This is a genomic window from Streptomyces sp. NPDC019224, assembly GCF_040632605.1.
GTDB lineage: Bacteria > Actinomycetota > Actinomycetes > Streptomycetales > Streptomycetaceae > Streptomyces.
Map to the genome: position 1 here is coordinate 25,711 of NZ_JBEYCF010000045.1, position 19,330 is coordinate 45,040.

General features: G+C 72.4%; 17 protein-coding genes. 1 reads left to right on the forward strand and 16 read right to left on the reverse strand.

The features are described 5' to 3' along the window. Positions 1 to 80: 80 nt before the first annotated feature. The 14 genes from ABZ564_RS24850 to ABZ564_RS24915 all read right to left on the reverse strand — a co-directional run bounded on the left by ABZ564_RS24850 (position 81) and on the right by ABZ564_RS24915 (position 15,101). Entirely contained in the window at positions 81 to 1,304 is a 1,224-nt protein-coding gene (locus tag ABZ564_RS24850) for a cytochrome P450 (RefSeq protein WP_360860529.1), read from the reverse strand. Positions 1,305 to 1,814: 510 nt separating this feature from the next. Further along, positions 1,815 to 2,492, reverse strand: a complete 678-nt coding sequence (locus ABZ564_RS24855) for a response regulator transcription factor (RefSeq protein ID WP_360860532.1) — start codon at positions 2,490 to 2,492, stop codon at positions 1,815 to 1,817. Further along, positions 2,489 to 3,829 carry a histidine kinase gene (locus ABZ564_RS24860; RefSeq protein WP_360860535.1) on the reverse strand — a complete coding sequence of 447 codons (1,341 nt, stop codon included), beginning with the start codon at positions 3,827 to 3,829 and terminating at the stop codon, positions 2,489 to 2,491. Before ABZ564_RS24860 ends, ABZ564_RS24855 begins: the two co-directional genes overlap by 4 nt. Before the next feature lie 123 nt (positions 3,830 to 3,952). Next, positions 3,953 to 4,828, reverse strand: a complete 876-nt coding sequence (locus tag ABZ564_RS24865; RefSeq protein WP_360860538.1) for an alpha/beta hydrolase — start codon at positions 4,826 to 4,828, stop codon at positions 3,953 to 3,955. A 186-nt stretch (positions 4,829 to 5,014) separates the two neighbouring features. Next, positions 5,015 to 6,211 carry a kynureninase gene (kynU, locus tag ABZ564_RS24870; RefSeq protein WP_360860541.1) on the reverse strand — a complete coding sequence of 399 codons (1,197 nt, stop codon included), beginning with the start codon at positions 6,209 to 6,211 and terminating at the stop codon, positions 5,015 to 5,017. Beyond that, positions 6,204 to 7,052, reverse strand: a complete 849-nt coding sequence (locus ABZ564_RS24875) for a tryptophan 2,3-dioxygenase family protein (protein ID WP_360860544.1) — start codon at positions 7,050 to 7,052, stop codon at positions 6,204 to 6,206. Before ABZ564_RS24875 ends, kynU begins: the two co-directional genes overlap by 8 nt. Positions 7,053 to 7,209: 157 nt before the next feature. After that, on the reverse strand, positions 7,210 to 7,623 hold the full coding sequence (locus tag ABZ564_RS24880) for a DUF3151 domain-containing protein (RefSeq protein WP_360860546.1): 414 nt from the start codon (positions 7,621 to 7,623) through the stop codon (positions 7,210 to 7,212). 112 nt (positions 7,624 to 7,735) lie between these two features. Then, positions 7,736 to 8,902 (reverse strand): MalY/PatB family protein, encoded by a 1,167-nt coding sequence (locus ABZ564_RS24885; RefSeq protein WP_360860549.1) that lies wholly within the window; start codon positions 8,900 to 8,902, stop codon positions 7,736 to 7,738. Between the two features lie 94 nt (positions 8,903 to 8,996). Beyond that, positions 8,997 to 10,019: a class II fructose-bisphosphate aldolase gene (gene fbaA / locus ABZ564_RS24890; protein WP_360860552.1), complete on the reverse strand. Its 1,023-nt coding sequence runs from the start codon at positions 10,017 to 10,019 to the stop codon at positions 8,997 to 8,999. 201 nt (positions 10,020 to 10,220) lie between these two features. Continuing rightward, positions 10,221 to 10,760 carry an orotate phosphoribosyltransferase gene (gene pyrE / locus ABZ564_RS24895; protein WP_018102092.1) on the reverse strand — a complete coding sequence of 180 codons (540 nt, stop codon included), beginning with the start codon at positions 10,758 to 10,760 and terminating at the stop codon, positions 10,221 to 10,223. A gap of 79 nt (positions 10,761 to 10,839) precedes the next feature. Then, on the reverse strand, positions 10,840 to 11,637 hold the full coding sequence (locus ABZ564_RS24900) for an aldose 1-epimerase (RefSeq protein ID WP_360860555.1): 798 nt from the start codon (positions 11,635 to 11,637) through the stop codon (positions 10,840 to 10,842). Between the two features lie 21 nt (positions 11,638 to 11,658). Further along, the gene (locus ABZ564_RS24905) at positions 11,659 to 12,801 is read right to left on the reverse strand and encodes an SRPBCC domain-containing protein (RefSeq protein ID WP_360860623.1); all 1,143 of its coding nucleotides are present in this window, start codon (positions 12,799 to 12,801) and stop codon (positions 11,659 to 11,661) included. 95 nt (positions 12,802 to 12,896) lie between these two features. Beyond that, positions 12,897 to 14,495: a polyamine aminopropyltransferase gene (locus ABZ564_RS24910; protein ID WP_360860558.1), complete on the reverse strand. Its 1,599-nt coding sequence runs from the start codon at positions 14,493 to 14,495 to the stop codon at positions 12,897 to 12,899. Positions 14,496 to 14,579: 84 nt separating this feature from the next. After that, positions 14,580 to 15,101 (reverse strand): DUF2617 family protein, encoded by a 522-nt coding sequence (locus ABZ564_RS24915; RefSeq protein WP_360860561.1) that lies wholly within the window; start codon positions 15,099 to 15,101, stop codon positions 14,580 to 14,582. Between the two features lie 774 nt (positions 15,102 to 15,875). Between ABZ564_RS24915 and ABZ564_RS24920 the strand changes: the two genes are divergently transcribed. Next, entirely contained in the window at positions 15,876 to 17,054 is a 1,179-nt protein-coding gene (locus ABZ564_RS24920; RefSeq protein WP_360860564.1) for a pyridoxal phosphate-dependent aminotransferase, read from the forward strand. 312 nt (positions 17,055 to 17,366) lie between these two features. Here ABZ564_RS24920 and ABZ564_RS24925 read toward each other — a convergent pair whose 3' ends face one another. Together ABZ564_RS24925 and ABZ564_RS24930 are read right to left on the reverse strand one after the other, a co-directional pair. After that, on the reverse strand, positions 17,367 to 17,933 hold the full coding sequence (locus ABZ564_RS24925; protein ID WP_360860567.1) for a YbjN domain-containing protein: 567 nt from the start codon (positions 17,931 to 17,933) through the stop codon (positions 17,367 to 17,369). Positions 17,934 to 18,017: 84 nt separating this feature from the next. Continuing rightward, complete coding sequence (locus ABZ564_RS24930; RefSeq protein ID WP_360860570.1) at positions 18,018 to 19,283, reverse strand: MFS transporter; 1,266 nt, start codon at positions 19,281 to 19,283, stop codon at positions 18,018 to 18,020. Positions 19,284 to 19,330: the final 47 nt, after the last annotated feature.

Genomic DNA, 19,330 nt, shown 5'->3' on the forward strand with positions numbered 1-19,330 from the left:
GGGTGTCGGAAGCCGGTCCAGGGCCGGGGCCGACGGACCGGGTGGAGCGGGCGCCCGCCAAAGTCCGCTCTCCCGCCGCCTCACACCTCGGCCCGCAGCTCTTTCAGGCCCCTGATGACATAGCCCGAGTTCCACTCGGGTTCAGTGACCAGCCGCAGGCCGGGGGCCTTGCGCAGCAGCTCACCGAAGGAGGCGGCCAGCTCGGCACGGGCCAGCGGGGCGCCCAGGCAGAAGTGGATGCCGGCGCCGAAGGTGATGTGCGGGTTCTCCCGCCGGGTGAGGTCGAGTGTGTCCGGGTCCGCGAAGCGGGCCGGGTCGCGGTTGGCGGAGCCGAAGAGCAGGGCCACCTCGGAACCCCGCGGAATGACCGTGCCATCGATCTCGATGTCGTCCAGGACCCAGCGCTCGAACATCTGAAGGGGGGTGTCGTACCGCAGCAGCTCTTCCAACGCCGTGGGCAGCAGACCGTGATCGGCACGCAGGGCGGCCAGTTGCTCGGGGTGGCGCAGCAGCGTCCACCATCCGTTGACCGTGGTGTTGACGGTCGCCTCGTGCCCGGCATTCAGAAGGAGGACGCAGGTGGAGACCATCTCCTGCTCGGTCAGCCGCTCGCCCTCGTCGTGGGCGGCGACGAGGGCCGAGATGAGGTCGGGGCCCGGGTCCGCCCGCCGCTCGGCAATCAGCTGGCGCAGATACGCGGAGAATTCGAGGGAGGCACGGACGGCGGCGCGGGCGGTCTCCTTGGACGGGTTGAGCTCGAACATCCCGCAGATCGCGGCGGACCAGGGCCGCAGCGGGGCGCGGTCGGACTCCGGGATGCCGAGCATCTCCGCGATCACGGCGACCGGCAGCGGCTCGGCAACGGCCGAGAGCAGGTCGCCCCCGCCCTGCTCGACGAAGTCGTCGACGAGTCCGGCGGCCAGCCGTTGGACGGTGGGGACGAGGTGCTCGACGGTGCGCGGGGTGAACGCCTTGGACACCAGGCGCCGGATACGGGTGTGGTCCGGCGGTTCGAGGTCCAGCAGACCTTGTCCGTTGAGCGTTTCGAACGGCTCGTGCTCCGGGGGCGGCGGCGTCCGGCCGAATTCCTCGTGCGTGAATCGGTGCAGATACGTGCGCCCCAGCCGCCGGTCACGCAGCAGGGCCGACACGTCGGCGTAGTGCGGGACGAGCCACTGGTCGGTGGCCTCGAAGTAGTGCGCCCGGCCGGTGGCCCGCAGCTCGGTGTAGGAGGGGTACGGATCAGCGACGAACTCCGCCGACCAGGGGTCGAACGGGGCGGAAGAGGTGCTGGGCTGTTCCATGGCCCGACGCTAACCGGCCACCCACAACCGGGCCAGCCCGGCGGGGGCGCGCAGTGGGTGGGGCCGGCCGTGCCGGAACCGCGTCCGGGCGAGACCAGCCCTGACACGTAGCCGCGCCTGAACGGGGCCGGCCCTACCGAAGCCGCGCCTGGGCGGAGCCGCCGCCCGGAAGCGGGAAATCCGGCCTCGCCCGGCAGTTCACGCCGTCCGCCTCGCCCGGCAGTTCACGCCGTCCGTCTCGCCCGGCAGTTCACGCCGTCCGCCTCGCCCGGCAGCTCACACCGTCCCGCGAGCCGACCTCGCCCGGCCACCTCCTCCCGTAACCGAGCCGGCGTCCGCCCGTCGTCACCGAGCCCGCGTCCGCCCGTCGTCACCGAGCCCGCACCACAGCCGCCCGCCCGCCCCGCAGCCTCGTACCACCGCCCGCACCTACCACCGTGCCCACCACCACCGTGCCCACCACCACGCGCACTGCCGTCATGCGCACTGCCGCCATGCGCCGCCCCGCGCTCAGGAAGGGGTGACCAGGCGGGCCTCGTAGGCGAAGACGGCGGCCTGGGTGCGGTCTCGGAGGCCGAGTTTGACCAGGACGCGACTCACGTGGGTCTTGATCGTCGACTCGGCGACGACCAGGTGCGCGGCGATCTCCGCGTTCGACAGGCCCTGCGCGATGAGGACGAGTACCTCCGTCTCACGCTCGGTGAGGTCGCCGACCCGGGCGAGGGCAGAAGGGCGGGGGGCCGACGCCATTTTGGAGAACTCGGTGATCAGGCGCCGGGTGACCGTGGGGGCCAGCAGCGCCTCGCCGGAGGCGACCACACGTACTCCGTCGGCGAGTTGACGGGCCGAGGCATCCTTGAGGAGGAAGCCGGAGGCACCCGCGCGCAGCGCCTGGTAGACGTACTCGTCGAGGTCGAAGGTGGTGAGAACCAGGACCTTCGCGTCCCTGTCTGCGGCAACGATCTCGCGGGTCGCCTCGATGCCGTTGAGCTCCGGCATGCGGATGTCCATCAGCACCACGTCGGGGCGGAGTGCGGCGACCTGGGAGACGGCCTCGCGGCCGTTCACCGCCTCGCCGACGACCTCGATGCCCGGCATGGCGTTGAGCAGGACCGAGAAGCCCTCACGGACCATCATCTGGTCGTCGACGATCAGGACCCGGATCTGTGCGACGGGCGGCGTCGTCATACCTGCTCCACGGAAGCGCCGGACACAGCGGAAGCGCCGACCGGGCCAGAGGCTCCGAACCCGGTGGGCTGGGCGGGGATGAAGGCCGTGACCTCGTAACCGCCCTCCGCTGTGGCCTCGGCGGTCATCTCGCCGTTCAGCATCGCGACCCGCTCCCGCATCCCGGTGATCCCGTGCCCGGCTCCCGGCGACGGCTTCACCGGAGCGGTCGGCGGCCCGTTGACGACGCGCAGGCCGAGCCCGCCCAGGACATAGCCGATCTCGACCCTCGCGGTGGCTCCCGGAGCGTGCCGCAGGCTGTTGCTGAGCGCTTCCTGGACGATCCGGTACGCCGACAGCTCGACGCCCTGCGGCAGTTCGCGCACCGCACCGGTCACCGCCTTCTCCGTCACCAGGCCCGCATCGCCGACATTGGCGAGCAGCCGGTCGAGGTCGGCGAGGGTGGGCTGCGGCGCATCCGGCGTCTCGTAGTCGTCGGCCCGGACGACGCCGAGCACCCGGCGCAGTTCGGTGAGCGCGGCCACGGCGTTCTCCCGGATCGTGACGAAGGCCTGCTCCAGCTCCGGCGGCGGGTTCTCCACCCGGTACGGGGCGGCCTCGGCCTGGATGGCGACGACGGACATGTGGTGGGCGACCACGTCGTGCAGTTCGCGGGCGATCGTGGTGCGCTCCTCCAGCAGGGTGCGCCGGTCGCGCTCGACGGCGGTCACGGTGCGCTGCACGGTGACCTCGCGTTGTGCCTCCCGCCGGACCTGCACCAGGCTCACCACAAGCAGCGCGAACGCAGAGGCCACCGCCATGCCCGCGGTGTTCGGCCCGCCGGCCCCGCCGCTGACGACGCCCTCGACGACGAGGCCCAGCAGCAGCGTGAGCACCCACATCCAGGCGGCGGTGCGCGGCCGGTTCCTGGCCGCGACGACGAACAGCACCACCAGATGGGAGAAGAAGGTGCTCGGCCCCCACGGTTCGTCCCCGCCGCCCACGACCACGCCCAACGGCACCAGCGCCATCGATATCCAGAACGCCCCGACCGGCCTGATCAGCGTCATCGCCACACAGAGGGCGGGAAGCAGTCCCGAGAGCAGGACGCCGGCGTTTCCGGCACCGGTGAACCCGGCCATGAAGGTGATCAGGGCGGTGCCCAGCACCGCAGCGTGCGGAGTCCACGCGACGCCCGCCCCGAGCCGTTCCGGCAGCCGCCGGGTCAGTGGCCCGTCGGTGCGCATCGGAGCCATCGGCCGGTAGGCGAACGCGTCCTGGAAGAGGTCCTGCCGCAGGTCGTCGATCGCGCCCGCGGCGAGCCGGAGCTCCGGGCTTCTGGTCTTGGTCTCGGTCACACCTTCACGGTAGGCGGGGCGGCGGGCGGGGTCGTCAGCACCGATACGGATTCCCGGCCGTCCGTCGCAAGTACTACGCGCCTACGGCGCAAGCGCCGTCCGGCTGTGGCGCCGCCGCACGGCCTACCAGGCGAGCTGGGCGATCTCCTCGGCGACGACCGCGCACGCGTCGGCGGCCGGGTCGATCAGCGGGAAGTGGCCGACGTCCGGCAGCAGCGTCAGCCCCACCATCTCCCCCTCCTGCGCCGCGGTGTCCACGAACGCCTCGGAGACGGCCGCCGGCACCGTGAGGTCCGTCGTGCCCTGCACGACGACGGTCGCGATGCCGGTGGGCAGCAGCCGGGCGGGATCGGCGTACGCGCTCCGCTCGGCGAAGTCCTTCTCCGGCCCCAGGAGTTGCCCGACCGCCCCCGAGCACACGTCGAACGCGACCGCCGAGGTGAAGTCCGCGATCGGCGCGAGGGCCACCACGCCGCGCAGCGCGGGCGGTCTCGGCAGCCGCCACGGCGCCCCCTCCGGCAGGACGTGCCGGGCTGCGGCCCACAGGGCCAGCTGCCCGCCCGCGGAGTGCCCGGTGACGACGATCCGGCGGCTGTCCGCCGTCGGCAGCTCCCGGGCCAGCAGCTCCGGCAGGGCGTCCATCGCGGCGGCGACGTCGTCGAAGGTCTCCGGCCAGCGGCCCGCGACCGGTTCGGTCCCGCGCTGCTGCGGAAACTCACTGCCGCGCCGGTACTCGACACTGGCGACGGCGAACCCGCGACGGGCCAGGAAGTCCGCGAACGGCGACGTATGGGCCCGGTCGTAGGGAGCCCGCCACGCACCGCCGTGCAGCACGACCACGACGGGCGCGCCGGCCTGACCCCCGCGCGGGGCGTAGAAGTCGATGACCTGGTCCGGGTGGCTGCCGTAGGCGGCGGACGCGTCGGGGGCGACGGCCGGATGCGCGAAGGCCGATTCGGTCTCGGCGGCGTCCCGCTCACGCGCGGCAGAATCCGACATCCCGCTCCCACTCTCCTGTCACCCGGACCAACTGGCCTGACCTGCGGGGACGGTACCAGTACGGGAATCGGGACCGGATATCCCGGCGCACGACAGCAAAGCGGCCGCCCTCCACGACCCGTACGGAACCGGGCACGGCGCCGTCCGGTGACCGGGGCGAGCCGGTCACCGGACGGATTCGGCAGCCTACGCCGCCGAGGCGCCCAGAACCTCCGCGAGCACGCGCGCCGCGCGTTCGACGTCGGCGAACCCCACGTACAGCGGTGTGAAACCGAACCGCAGCACATCGGGCCGGCGCAGATCCCCGACGACACCGCGCGCGATCAGCTCGGCCATCACGGGCTCGGCGTCGTCGCACCGCAGCGCGACCTGGCTACCGCGTTCGGCGTGGGCGGCCGGGGTGACCGAGGTGACCCGGCCCTCGGGGGCGTACGCCTCGACGCACTCCAGGAAGAAGTCCGTCAGCGCCAGGGACTTGGCCCGGACCGCGTCGATCCCCACCCCGTCCCAGACGTCGAGGGACGACTCCAGGGCCAGCATGGACAGGATGTCGGGCGTGCCGACCCGGCCCCGGAGCGCACCGTCGGCCGGGGTGTAGCCGGGTGTCATCGCGAACGGGTCGGCGTGCGACGTCCACCCCGGCAGGGGTGAGTCGAAGGCCGCCTGGTGGCGCTCGGCGACGTACAGATAGGCGGGCGAACCGGGCCCGCCGTTGAGGTACTTGTACGTGCAGCCCACCGCCAGGTCCACGCCGTGCTCGTCCAGGCCGACCGGGAGCGCGCCCGCGCTGTGGCACAGGTCCCAGACGGCGATCGCACCCGCGGCCCGCACCGCGGCGGTCAGCCCCGGCAGGTCGTGCAGCCGGCCCGATCGGTAGTCGACGTGGTTGAGCAGGACGGCGGCGGTCCGCGGGCCGAGGGCGGCCGGCACCTCGGCGGGGGCGACCGGGACGATCCGGTGGCCGGTCATCCGGGCCGCCGAAGCGGCGATGTAGCCGTCGGTGGGGAACGTCTGCGCGTCGACCAGGATCTCGTCGCGGCCCTCCGGTGCCAGCCGGGTCGCGGCGACGAGGGCCTTGAAGACGTTCACGCTCGTCGAGTCCCCGACGACGATCTGGCCGGCCGCCGCCCCGACGATCGGGGCGATGCGGTCACCGATCCGTTCCGGCGCCGTCCACCAGCCGCTCTCACCCCAGGACCGGATGCGCAGCTCGCCCCACTCCCGGGTGAGGACCTCCTGCACCCGGGCGGGCACGTGGCGCGGCAGCGCGCCGAGCGAGTTGCCGTCCAGGTAGACGGTGTCGTCGAGGGTGAACAGCTCGCGCAGCGGCGCGAGGGCGTCCGCCGTGTCGAGCGCCTGTGCACGCTCCTGCAGGTCAGACATGGCTACGGGCCGTCCAGAGCTCGGGGAACACGTTCTTCGTGGCGCGCTTCTCCAGCCAGGCCACGCCCGCCGAGCCGCCGGTGCCGGTCTTGGAGCCCATGGCCCGCCGGGTCGCGAGCAGATGGTCGTTGCGCCATCGCCACACCAGCTCGCCCACATCGGTGAGTACCTCGCCGAGGCGGACCAGCTCGTCGTTCTGGTCCGGGTTGGCGTAGATCTCCGCCCAGACGGCCTCGACCTCGGGCGAGGGCTCGTACTTCCGGGTCAGGTCCCGGCCGAGCACGGCCTCGGGGATCGCGTGCCCGCGCCGGGCGAGCAGGGCGAGGGCCTCGTCGTACAGGCCCGGCTCCGCGAGTGCCTTCTCCAGCTCCGCGTGGACACGGGGCGCGCCCCGGTGCGGCACCAGCATGGACGCGGACTTGTCGCCGAGCAGGAACTCCATCCGCCGGTACATCGCCGACTGGAAACCGGAACCCTCGCCGAGCGAGGACCGGTAGGAGTTGAACTGGGCGGGGGTGAGCTGGGCGAGCGGCGTCCAGGAGGCGTTCAGGGCCTCCAGCTCGCGCAGGGACCGCTTCAGCGCGTCCTGCGCGACGTCCAGGCGGTCCTCGCGCATCGCGTGCGCGGCGGTTTCCCACTCATGGACGATGACGGTGAACCACAACTCCATGACCTGGGTGGTGACCAGGAAGACCATCTCGCCGGGATCGTCCGAGCGGAGGTGCTGGAGGTGGGTCAGGACATCCGCCTGGACATAGTCCTCGTACGGAGTCGTGCCCTCGAAGTCGAGGTGCGGGGTCGCCGCACCGGTGGCTTCGGGGTCGGGGTGAATCGTCGACATCGCTGTCTCCTCGACACGAGCTTCCGGGTAGCGGTCCGCCCCTTCCATGAGGAAGTGGAGCTCCGGTCCCCTGTTCGCATCCTAAACGCCACCCCCGAAGACACGCAGGCCCCGCAGTCGCGGATGCGGAACTGCGGGGCCTGCGGTACGGCGTCGGCTAGCCGAGGGTCTTGGCGGCGGTCGGCGAGGAGTCGCGCAGGAACGTCGAGCAGCGCTCGTACTCCTCCTGCTCGCCGATCGACTGCGCGGCCCGCGCGAGGGCGTGGAGGGCACGCAGGAAACCGCGGTTCGGCTCGTGCTCGAACGGCACCGGGCCGTGGCCCTTCCAGCCGGCCCGGCGCAGCGCGTCGAGGCCGCGGTGGTAGCCGGTGCGGGCGTAGGCGTACGACTCGATGACCCGGCCGCCCTCGAACGCCTCGTCGGCGAGCTGTGCCCATGCCAGCGAGGAGGTCGGGTACTTCGCGGCGACGTCGGCGGGCGCGGTGCCGGCGGCGAGCAGTTCGCGCGGCTCCGGGTCGTCGGGCAGGTGGGTCGGGGGCGGGCCCCCGAGCAGGTTCTCGTGGATCGACATGCTCCCAGTGTGCCTGGCACCGGCGCCCTGCGGGCACCCCGTCGAGCCCTTCCGGCGATCGGGGAGCGGGGACCCGGGGGAAGTGCCCCCGAAACCGGCCGGCCCCGCGCCGCTACGCGGCGGCCCGTACCGCCTCCACGCCCCGGATCAGCGCCGCGAGCCCCGCCTCCACCTTGCTCCGCCCACACCCCACGTTCAGGCGCACGAAGCCTTCCGCCCCGTACGTGCTGCCCGGCATCACCGCGACGCGCTCCTGCTCGATCAGCACGCGCTGCAACGCCTCGTCTTCCTGGACGCCCGCGCGCCGCAGGTCGATCCAGGCCAGGTACCCGGCCTGCGGCGGCTCCCATTCCAGGGCCGGGAAGGCGGTGTTCAGCCGCTCGGCGACCAGGGCCAGGTTCTCCGCGACGTACGCACGTACCGCGTCGAGCCACGGCCCGCCCTCCCGGTACGCGGCGATGTGCGCGGTCAGCGAGAGCACCGCCGGCGAGGCGAGGCCCTCCGCGGTCTCCATCCGGCGCAGGTACTCGGTGCGGTCCTCCGGCCGCCCGATGAGCCCGTACGAACCGGTCAGCGCGGGGAAGTTGAACGACTTCGAGGCCGAGGTGACGACCGCCCAGCGCTCGTCCCCGCCCACCCGGGTCCACGGCACGTGCGGGCGTCCGTCGTGAACGAAGTCCGCGTGAATCTCGTCGCTGATCACGGCCACCCCGTGGCGTGCGGCGAGCGCAGCCATCCCGGCGAGCTCCGCCTCCGTCCATACCCGCCCGGACGGGTTGTGCGGGGAGCACACCACGAGGACCTTGCTGTCCGGCCGCGCGAGCTCACGCTCCAGCGCGTCCGTGTCCCCGAGCGGCACTCCGCGCAGTTCCCGCCCCAGCCCGTGGATCGCCTTGCGGAAACCGTCGTACGTGGGGGTGTGCAGGACCACGCCGTCGCCCTCGGCCGTCCACATCTGGAGCAGTTGGGAGAGCTGGTTGAGCACGGACGGCCCGTAGACCAGCTGTCCGGTGTCGATCGTGGTGTCGTACCGGGTCGCGTACCAGTGGGCGATGGCCGACCGGAAGTCGTCCTGCCGCCAGTCCGTGTAGCCGAACACGCCGTGGTCGAGCCGCGCCCGGAGAGCGGTCAGGACCTCGGGGGCCGTCTCGAAGTCCATGTCGGAGATGGTGAACGGCAGCAGCCCGTCCACCCCGAAACGGTCCGCGACCCCGTCCCACTGGACACACCACGTTCCGCGGCGGTCAATCACGGTGTCGAAGTCGTAGGACGTGCTCACAGCTGTTTCCTCAGATCGTGCGTGCCGGGTCGGGACATGCCGTGGGCCCGGCTCCCCGAGGGGTGCCGGGCCCACACCGCACATCCGTACGGGATTACTTCAGCTTGGTGCCGGTGGAACGCAGGCTGGCGCAGGCCTCCGTGACGCGCTTGGCCATGCCGCCCTCGGCGGACTTGCCCCAGCTGCGCGGGTCGTAGACCTTCTTGTTGCCGACCTCGCCGTCGACCTTCAGCACGCCGTCGTAGTTACGGAACACGTGGTCCACGATCGGGCGGGTGAAGGCGTACTGGGTGTCGGTGTCGAGGTTCATCTTCACGACGCCGTTCTCCAGCGCGGTGGCGATCTCCTCGGCGGTGGAGCCGGAGCCGCCGTGGAAGACGAAGTCGAACGGGGAGGTCTTGCCGTACTTGGCGCCGACGCCCTCCTGGAGGTCCTTGAGGAGCTCGGGGCGCAGGACGACGTTGCCCGGCTTGTAGACGCCGTGCACGTTGCCGAAGGACGCGGCCAGCAGGTAGCGGCCCTTCTCGCCCAGACCGAGCGCCTCGGCGGTGCGCAGCGCGTCGTCGACGGTCGTGTAGAGCTCGTCGTTGATCTCGTGCGTGACGCCGTCCTCCTCGCCACCGGTCGGGGTGATCTCGACCTCAAGGATGATCTTGGCGGCGGCGGCCTTGGCCAGCAGCTCCTGGCCGAGGGCCAGGTTGTCGGCCAGCGTCTCGGCCGAGCCGTCCCACATGTGGGACTGGAACAGCGGGTTCAGACCCTTGGCGACGCGCTCCGCGGAGACGTCGATCAGCGGACGGACGTACGTGTCCAGCTTGTCCTTGGGGCAGTGGTCGGTGTGCAGCGCGACCGTGATGTCGTACTTGGCGGCGACGATGTGCGCGAACTCGGCGAGGGCGACGGCGCCCGTGACCATGTCCTTGTTGTACTGGCCGCCCAGGAACTCCGCGCCGCCGGTCGAGATCTGCACGATGCCGTCGCTCTCGGCCTCCGCGAAGCCGCGCAGCGCAGCGTGCAGGGTCTGCGTCGACGTCACGTTGATGGCCGGGTAGGCGAACTTGCCTGCCTTCGCCCGGTCGAGCATCTCGGCGTAGACCTCGGGGGTTGCGATGGGCATCTGTCCGCTCCTTGGGATGTGCGGGTGTGCGTTGCTGGTTCCCTGACCTGGGGGCGACGTCATCGTCGCCCCCATCTTCCCAGACTCTGGTTCCGGCTCCACCCGGCGGTGCCCCCAGGATGAGCGGTTCCCGTCCGCAGGGAGTACGGCAAAGGCGGTCGGTTTCACGTGAAACCGACCGCCTTCGGAGAAACCCGCAGGTCACGCCAGGTCGAGGTCCGGAACCGTGTAGACGTGGACGTACGGGAGACCCGCTTCGGCGATGGCCGGAGCGGCACCGCGCTCCACGATCACGGCCACGGCGACCACCTCGCCGCCGGCCTCGCGCACGGCCTCGACGGCGGTCAGCGGTGAGCCGCCGGTCGTCGAGGTGTCCTCGACGACGAGGCAGCGACGGCCCTTGACGTCCGCGCCCTCGATCCGCCGCTGCATCCCGTGGGCCTTCTGCGCCTTGCGGACGACGAAGGCGTCCAGCTCCTGACCGCGGGCGGCGGAGGCGTGCAGCATCGACGTGGCGACCGGGTCGGCACCCAGCGTCAGACCGCCCACGCAGTCGTAGTCCAGCTCCGCCGTCGCGTCGAGCATGACCTGCCCGACCATCGGAGCGGCCTTGCCGTCCAGCGTGATGCGGCGCAGATCGATGTACCAGTCGGCCTCCAGGCCGGAGGAGAGCGTCACCTTGCCGTGAACCACGGCCTTGTCCTTGATCTGCTGGAGCAGCTCAGCACGTACGTCAGTCATGGCTACGAGGATAAGGCGCGCGTTTCCCAGGGACGCTCGCGCCGGATCCGGCGCTCGCCCGTCGGCCGGGGCTCCGCGCTCAGAGCCGGCGCCAGCTCCATGTGGTGGCGATCTCCAGCGGCTCGATCGGGGTGACGTAGCGCGGCTGGGTGTTCAGCCCGTTCGGCGGGCCCGACTGCGGCTCCACGCAGACCGCCTCGTCCTGCTCGTCGTAGATCACGACCCACTCGGACCGGCTCTTCACCGTCAGCTCCAGCTGCTGCGGCCAGGTGAGGGTGACATCGACGCCGTCCGGCATCCCGAAGCAGTCGTCCCACGGACCGGCCAGGGGAGGGATCCGGCGGCCGGTCGGCAAGTGGTTCTCACCGCGCTCCTCCTGCCAGGCGGCGTCGAAGTCGATACGGACCTCCTCGCCGCCGTCCAGGCTGCGGCGGAACCACGGGTGCCAGCCCGCCTGCGCCGGGAAGGAGTCCCCGTACGTCTCGATGCCGAAGGCCAACGTGAGGGAGTCCTCCGCCAGTTCGAAGGTCTGGGTGACCCGGCCCGAGTACGGCCAGGGATCGGCCAGGTCGTAGTAGAACGACGCCTGCGTCCCGCTCTCCAGAGCGGTGTGCCACGCCGTGTCGCGGCCGGTGCCGTGGATGGCGTGCGGCGGAGCGGTCAGCGGCAGCTGGTGGAGGACGCCGCCGTCGCGGAACTGCCCCTTCTCGGTCCGCCCGCACCACGGCACCATCGGGAAGCAGCCGTACCGCTCCCCCTGCCGCAACAGTTCGGTACCACCGATCCGCAGGCTGCTGATACGGCAGCCGTTGACGGGGTTCACGGTCATCTCTGTGTCGCCGACGGAGAGCCGGACGTCCTTCTCGCTACTGCTCACGGGACGACCCTACTGGCGCCGCTACCGTCGGCGCCGCAATGCCCGGCTGACGACCACCGCCGAGGCGAGGGCGAGCGCGGCCGCCGGGGCGACCCAGCGCAGCGTGGCGCCCGCACCACCCGAATCGGGCGAGGGCACGGGGGCGTACCGGCCGCGCGGCGGGGCGTGGTCGACCTCCTCCGCGCTGCGCCCGATCATGGTGCGCCGGGCGTGCGCGGCCTCGGCCGGCGGTCCGTCCGGGACGGTGAACTCGATCCCGGCGACCGGGTCCAGCGAGGACGGCGGGACGGGCGCGTCGAACAGGGAATCCCCGTCCGACGACTGCTCCCCGCCCGGCTGCCCCGGCTCCCCCGGCTCCCCCGGCTGCTCGGCGCCCGGCGCCTCGTCGGGGGCGGCCTCGTGCGTGGGCGGCGTCTCGTCGGCGCCGCTGAGCGGGCCGGAGCCGCTGAGCGGGGAGCCGGCCGCGGGCTCGGGGCCGGTCTGGTCCGCCTCCTCGGCGGCCTCTTCGAGCGCCTGCTCCACGGCTTCCCCGACCGCCAGCTCATCGGCGGAGACCTCGGCGGCACCCGGCTCCCCGCGGGAAGCCCCGCCGCCCGGCTCATCACGAGAAGCCTCGCCACCGGAAGCCCCGGAAGCCCCGGCCGCACCGGCCGCGCCCGAAGCACCACCCCCCGGCGCCACCCCGCCGCCCCATGCCTCGTCGGCCGCGCCCTCCCCCTGGGCGGCCAGGGACTCCGTCACGAGCTGCTGTGCGAACCGGTCCAGCAGGCGGTGGGCCGTCGACAGCGCCGCCGCCGGTTCGAGGTCCCGCAGGCGCCCGTCGCCGTTCACCGTGCCCTCGAAGGCGATCGACGTGCCCTCGTCGCCCTCCGTCAGCCGGAGGTTCAGCGACAGCTTCGCCGAGCCGCCGCCCCGGGCCTCCGCTCCCTCGCCCTCCACCAGGACGGCGTACACGGAGTCCACGTCCGGGTCACCCGGCAACGGGGTGAGGCGCAGCGCGCCCCGGTAGGTGATGGTGTGGCCGCCGGCCCGGATTCTGAGCCGGCCCGTCAGGGGACCCGCCGACGTGTCGGCGTCCTGCTGGAACCCCGGTACGCAGCGGGCGACCCGGACGGGGTCGCCCAGCGTCCGCCGCAGGGCCGGGACCGGAACCGGTACGAACACCTCATGCTCCATGGTGAACGAGCCTACTCAGCCCCGGCCGTCCCGTCAGCGCTTCCGTACCCGGCAGCAGCCCCGGGACCGTCCGCCGCACCGCCTCACCGCTCCTCCCAGTACCGGGGGTGCACCAGCGTCGAGGGCTCAAGGCCCGACAGCCGCCCGGCCTCCGCCCGCCGCCCCGCGTCCAGCAGCCCCGGCACGTTCAGCGAGCGCAGCGCGGGCGCATCCGGTGCCAGGCCGAGCGTGGGCCTCATGGCCGCACCCGCCAGCAGGAATCCCCAGCCGCGGTCCCCGTCCGCGCCGCCCCCGGCCCGGTCGGGACCCACCACGGAACCCGAAGGGTGCCCGCTGATCCGATAGGGGCGCGAGGGCAGTCCGGCCGCCCGCATGGACGCCTCGACCGTCCAGTACGTGCGGGGCCGGCCGAGAGGCGGTCCCGCGTGCACCACCACCCGGCCGTCCGGTGCGAGGGCCTCGGCGACCAGGCCGTAGAACTCCGCCGAGTAGAGCTTCGTGCTCGCCGAGATCCCTGGGTCGGGCAGGTCGGAGACCACCACGTCGTAGCGGCCGCGAGCGGTCCGTAACCAGGTGAACGCGTCACCGGTCACGGCCGTCACGCGGGGGTCGTCCAGCGCGTGCGCGTTCAGCGCGGAGAGCGCGTGGTCCGTCCGGGCCAGTCGGGTGACGGTGGGGTCCAGCTCCACCAGGGTCACGCTCCGCACGTCCGGATAGCGCAGCACCTCCCGCGCCGCGAGCCCGTCACCGCCGCCCAGGATCAGCACCCGGGCGTGCGGCCCGTTCATCGCCGGGTGCACCAGCGCCTCGTGGTAGCGGTACTCGTCGTGCGCGCTGACCCGCAGCCGCCCGTCCAGATAGAGGTCCAGGGAGCTGCGTCCGGCCCCGGTCAGCACGACTTCCTGCACATCGGTCTGCACGGCGACCCGCACCTGGTCCCCGTACACCGCGCGTCGCGCCGCCCGCTCGAAGTCGTCGGCCAGCAGCGCGGCCGTCGCCAGGACGGCGATCACCGAGACGTTGGCGGCGACCAGCAGCCACCGTGCCCGGGGCGTGACGTCCCGCCGGAACACCCACAGCACCAGGACCCCGCCCGCCGCGGCGTTGACCGCGCCGGTCAGCAGCGCGCCGGTGAGCTGGCCGAGCATCGGCAGCAGCAGGAACGGAAACGCGAGGCCGCCGACGAGCGCCCCCACGTAGTCCGCCGCGAACAGATCGGCGACGGCCCCGCCCGGGTCCTGCCGGTCCACCCGCTGGATCAGCGTCATGAGCAGGGGGATCTCCGCGCCGATCAGGACGCCGATCGTCAGCGAGAACCCGACCAGCGCGTACCTCGACTCGCCGAACCAGGCGAACGACGCGTAGAGCACCAGCGCGGAGAAGCCCCCGACCAGGGCGAGCGCCGCCTCGATCAGCCCGAAGCCCACCGCCGCCCGACTGCGCAAACGCTTCGCGAGGAGCGAGCCGATCCCCATCGCGAACACCATCACGGAGAGCACGACGGACGCCTGGGTGACCGAGTCGCCGATCAAGTAGGAGGCCAGGGCGACCAGTTCGAGCTCATACACCAGCCCGCAGGCGGCACATACGAAGACGGCGGCCAGCACGAGATACCGGCCGGTCCTCGGCCGGACGGGAAGCCGCGCCGCGCCCCCTCGCAGCGACACCTGCTGGTCGATCATGCCGCGAACGCTACGTCACCGATCGCTCGCCACTTGTCACCCACACGGGTGCAACTGGCGCACCCGAGGCGCAGTCGGTTTCCGTCACAGCGCCACTGCCGGCATGCGCACACCCACCCGGGTCCGCGTCACCACCAGCTGCCCCTCCTGGGGGTACGCGTGCCAGGTCCGCCACCGCACCTGGTCCTCGGTCCGCTGGGCGAGCATGGCCGTGAAGGCGTGCGGGCTGCCCGGGAAGGTCCCGGCCAGGCCGTGCGGGTGGTCGGCGACGAGCGCCAGCAACTCCTGGGCCCGGCCGGCGAAGGAGCCCGCGCCCAGCGTCTCGACGCGCGCCGCGAACTCGTACTCCCAGTCACCGATCCGCTTGGCGACGCCCAGGGGCAGCGGGGTGCTGCTGCCGGGCATGCAGGCGACGGTCTCGGAACAACTGCCGCGCTCCTCCTCCAGAAGGACCTGGTGGGAGGCGCCGAGCAGCCGCAGCTGCATGGTGGCGCCGGCGAGCTCGAGGTCGAGGACGGCCAGCGCCGGGAGCGGTTCGCGCCCCAGCGCCCAGGCCAGATCGGCGGCACGGGTGTCGGAATAGGCCGTATGAAGGGTCGTCAGCATGGGTCGGCTCCGCAAACACGTGTGGACACGTGGACAGGGGACGCCCCCGCGTCGTACGCGTGGGGGGAGGGAAGCGCCCGATCAGGTCCAACTGGGGTCCGAGGGCTGAATGTTCTCTCCATCGAGGGAATCACGAACTACGCCGCACCCACAGCGTTTTTGCCCAACTTGCCGGGGTTTCCATCCCCTCGGGGGCCTCCCGTTCACCTGTTCACCGAAGACCCACCGCAGGGCTCAACAAAAAGGTGCCCGGCGGGACTTGGCGCTTGCACCAGTGTCCCGCCGGGCCTCGGGGCGGCTCCCGTGACATGCCCTCGCGGACCAACTGCCCCGTGTCAGCTGCCTCCGCCGCATCCGCCTCCGCCTCCGCAGGAGGAACCCCCGCCACAGGAGGAACCCCCGCCGCAGGAGTGGCCGCCCGAGTGCCCGCCTCCGCCGCCCGAGTCCCCGCCGCTGCCGCAGGACGATCCCCCGTCGCCGCCGCCACCGCCGGCCCACCAGCTGCCCCCGGCCGCCGAGCCGCCCGCCGTGCTGCGCCCCCTGCTGCGCGACGACGCGAGCCCGCCGACCCTCGCCAGTATCACGACGAGGACCACGACCAGCACGGCCAGAATCACCCAGACCCGCACCCCACCCATAACCTCACGTCCTTCCGTCCCCCGAAGCGAGACCCCCCGCTCCTCGCCCGTTGCGGCGTGCAGGGGAGATGCCCCCGTCCCCGTACGGCCAAAGCAGACTTGAGCAACTCCAGAGCTTGCGCGCAGGATGGCAGCCATGACACAGGGACGACCGCTGCTCAACCGCCGCCTCGCCGAGTTCGGCACGACGATCTTCGCGGAGATGTCCGCGCTGGCCGTCCGCACCGGCGCCATCAACCTCGGCCAGGGCTTCCCGGACACCGACGGCCCCGAGGAGGTCCGCGAGGCCGCGGTCCGTGCCCTGCGCGCCGGGCACGGAAACCAGTATCCGCCCGGGCCCGGCGTCCCCGAACTGCGCACTGCGATCACCGGTCACCAGCAGCGGCGCTACGGCCTGGCGTACGACCCCGACACCGAGGTCCTGGTCACCGCGGGTGCCACCGAGGCCATCGCCGCCTCCCTCCTGGCGCTCCTGGAGCCCGGCGACGAGGTCGTCGCGCTGGAGCCGTACTACGACTCGTACGCCGCCTGCATCGCCATGGCGGGCGCCACGCGCGTTCCCGTCACCCTGCGTCCCGACACCTCCGCCGGCGCCTATCGGCTGGATCTCGACGAACTGCGTGCGGCGGTCACGCGGCGCACCCGGCTGCTGCTGATCAACACCCCGCACAACCCCACCGGCACCGTCCTGAGCCGCGCGGAACTGGGCGCGATCGCCGAGCTGGCGTGCGAGCACGACCTGCTCGTCGTCACGGACGAGGTCTACGAGCACCTGGTCTTCGAGGGCGAACACCTGCCGCTGGCAGGCTTCCCGGGTATGCGCGAGCGCACGGTGACCATCTCGTCGGCCGGCAAAACATTTTCGTACACCGGTTGGAAAATCGGCTGGGTCACCGGGACCGCCGAGCTGGTGACGGCGGTGCGCTCGGCGAAGCAGTATCTGACGTACGTCTCCGGCGGCCCCCTCCAGTACGCCGTCGCCGAGGCGCTGCGGCTGCCCGACAGCTTCTACGAGGAACTGCGCGCGGACCTGCGCGCCAAGCGGGACCTGCTGTGCGCGGGGCTCACGGAGGCCGGATTCGCGGTGTACCGGCCGGCCGGCACGTACTTCGTCACCACCGACATCCGCCCGCTCGACGCGACCGGCGACGGCATCGCGTTCTGCCGGGCGCTGCCGGAGCGGTGCGGGGTGGTGGCCGTCCCCAACGCCGTCTTCTACGACTACCGGGACCAGGGCGCGCCCTTCGTCCGTTTCACCTTCTGCAAGCGGACCGACGTGCTCCAGGAGGCCGTCACCCGGCTCAAAGAGCTGTAGCGCCGTGCCGACCCGCCGGCGAGGAGGCCCGCCCCCGCGCCAGGGGCCTTCTCGCTGTCGGCGATGGTTCGGAAGGACTCGCACGCGGTGTCGTGGACCTTGCCGGTCACCCGGTTGCCGTCGGTCCCGCAGCCGTGGACCGTCCCCGTCGGCCCGGCCCCCGTGGTCGTCGCGGCCGGGCTGTCGGGGTGAGGGCGGGCGGCCACCCGGGCCCGCCGCGTCCAGGACGAGACCGGCTTCCGCGACGCCCCGGCATGACGAAGCCCGGCGGCGGGGGTCGCCCGCACCGGGCTTCGTCAGGTGAACGGGCGCTCAGGCGTCCGGAGCGGCCTGCTCCGTGTCCTCCGCGCCGTCCGCGGGCTTCTCCGGGGCCAGGCCCAGGCGCTCCAGCAGCCACTTGTCGAACTCGATGGACGCGCGCACCCAGCTGACCGTCGAGGAGACGAAGTGCTCCAGCGAGACGCCGGTGCCGATGAGCATCTGCGCCTCACCGATCAGCCGGACCGAGGTCTCGGTGTCCTCGGAGCCCTCCTCGGGCTCGTGGGTGTGCGTGTAGACCTTGGGCCACAGGGTGCGGCGGTTCCAGTCGTCGATCGCGTCGAGCAGGACCGGGCGCTGGTCCGCGGCGTGCGGGCGGTCGTAGAACGTACGGACCGAGAAGACCTGCTGCTCGCCCTCGCCGCGGAACATGAAGTACGTGCGGAATTCCTCCCACGGCGCGGCGAGGTCGCCCTCGTCGTCGACGACGTACTTCAGCTCCATCTGGTCCAGCAGCTGCTTGACGAGGTCCTGGTCAGGGACGACGGGGCCCTCCGGTCCTGCCGCCTGCGGTTCGGGCTGAGCCCCGAAGTGGGGAATCGAGGACGGGTCGATAGACATCGCTGGGTACTCCTGTGGATCGCGCGTGGTTTCCTGCCGATGACCCTAACCGCGTTTGGCGGCCGTGGCGTAGACCGGCCGGGGCTACGCCTTTCCGGGAACCATCTCGGCCCCGGTGCCCCGGGCCCGGGCCCAGGCGGTGGCGGCCAGGACGGCGCAGACCACCCCGAGGAGCCCGGAGGCCCCGATGGTGTTCGCCGAGGAGCCGGTCAGCTCGGTCACCGCGCCCCCGGCCGCCACACCGATGCCCTGCATGGCGGTCACCCCCGACCGGGCGAGCCCCAGTGCCTGCCCCCGCCGGTCGGCCGGGGTCAGCAGGACGAAGGTGGCTCCGGCGGTGATCTGGTACGCCGAGCACACCCCCGCGAGGAACAGCAGGAGCATCGCCGCTTCCGGACTGGGATCGAACAAGTAGACGACAAGCGGCAGATTCGCGGCGACTGCCAGCGGGCCGAGCAGCCGGCGCCGGGTCTCGTCCCCGACCCCGGCCCGTCCCAGCAGGGCCGCCCCCAGCACCATGCCCGCCGGATGCGAGGCGAGCAGCAGCCCCACCGCGTAGGCCCCGCCCCCGGCCTCGTCCGCGAACGGGGCGGCCAGCCCCTCCGGCAGGACGACGAAGCCCGCGAGCCAGCCCAGTGCGAGCAGCGAGCGGAGCCGGCGGTCCGACCAGATCAGCGCGGCGGCACCGCCGACCTGGGCGCCGAGCTTCGCCGTACGGGCCTCGGCGCTCGTCACCGGGCGGGCCTTCACCCCGAACCGGATGAGGGCCGCCGAGAGCAGGAAGGTCAGCGCGTTCACCGCCAGCGAGCGGTGGCTGCCCAGCCACGCGGCCAGCAGCCCGCCCCCGGCGAAACCGGCCAGCTGGCCCACCTGATGGGTGATCTGCATGATCCGCTGGCCCCGCTCGTAGCGCTCGACGCCGAGCACGGTGGGCAGCAGTGCGCCCTGGGCGGCGCCGAAGGGCGCCTCCGCCAGCTGCGCCAGCACCAGCAGTCCGGCGAGCAGCGGCAGCGGCATCCCCGGCAGAGCCATCAGCCCGACCAGCACCATCCGGGTCAGGTCGCAGCCGACCATGACGGTGCGCCGGGGGAACCGGTCGGCCAGACCGGAGAGCAGTACCCCGGACAACAGGGTCGGCAGGGTGGTCAGGGCGTAGGTCGCCGCGGTCCATCCCGGGGAGTCCGTACGTTCGAAAACAAGCAACGACAGCGCCACACGGGCCAGCTGGTCGCCCAGGATCGACTGAGCATAAGCAGCCCAAAGGGTACGGAATTCGCCAAGGTGAAAGAGATTGTCGGATCTGGGCTTCTGGGGCCCGTTGCTTATCTCATCGCCTATCCGCTCGTTCATGCGGGCACGCTACCGGCCGCCCGTTTCGACCTCTAACCACAGCCGCG

Bases quoted from the DNA above. Each gene is read 5' to 3' on its own strand.
- ABZ564_RS24850 (WP_360860529.1), bottom strand. From the start codon at position 1,304: ATGGAACAGCCCAGCACCTCTTCCGCCCCGTTCGACCCCTGGTCGGCG.
- ABZ564_RS24855 (WP_360860532.1), bottom strand. From the start codon at position 2,492: ATGACGACGCCGCCCGTCGCACAGATCCGGGTCCTGATCGTCGACGAC.
- ABZ564_RS24865 (WP_360860538.1), bottom strand. From the start codon at position 4,828: ATGTCGGATTCTGCCGCGCGTGAGCGGGACGCCGCCGAGACCGAATCG.
- kynU (WP_360860541.1), bottom strand. From the start codon at position 6,211: ATGTCTGACCTGCAGGAGCGTGCACAGGCGCTCGACACGGCGGACGCC.
- ABZ564_RS24875 (WP_360860544.1), bottom strand. From the start codon at position 7,052: ATGTCGACGATTCACCCCGACCCCGAAGCCACCGGTGCGGCGACCCCG.
- ABZ564_RS24880 (WP_360860546.1), bottom strand. From the start codon at position 7,623: ATGTCGATCCACGAGAACCTGCTCGGGGGCCCGCCCCCGACCCACCTG.
- fbaA (WP_360860552.1), bottom strand. From the start codon at position 10,019: ATGCCCATCGCAACCCCCGAGGTCTACGCCGAGATGCTCGACCGGGCG.
- pyrE (WP_018102092.1), bottom strand. From the start codon at position 10,760: ATGACTGACGTACGTGCTGAGCTGCTCCAGCAGATCAAGGACAAGGCC.
- ABZ564_RS24910 (WP_360860558.1), bottom strand. From the start codon at position 14,495: ATGATCGACCAGCAGGTGTCGCTGCGAGGGGGCGCGGCGCGGCTTCCC.
- ABZ564_RS24915 (WP_360860561.1), bottom strand. From the start codon at position 15,101: ATGCTGACGACCCTTCATACGGCCTATTCCGACACCCGTGCCGCCGAT.
- ABZ564_RS24920 (WP_360860564.1), top strand. From the start codon at position 15,876: ATGACACAGGGACGACCGCTGCTCAACCGCCGCCTCGCCGAGTTCGGC.
- ABZ564_RS24925 (WP_360860567.1), bottom strand. From the start codon at position 17,933: ATGTCTATCGACCCGTCCTCGATTCCCCACTTCGGGGCTCAGCCCGAA.
- ABZ564_RS24930 (WP_360860570.1), bottom strand. From the start codon at position 19,283: ATGAACGAGCGGATAGGCGATGAGATAAGCAACGGGCCCCAGAAGCCC.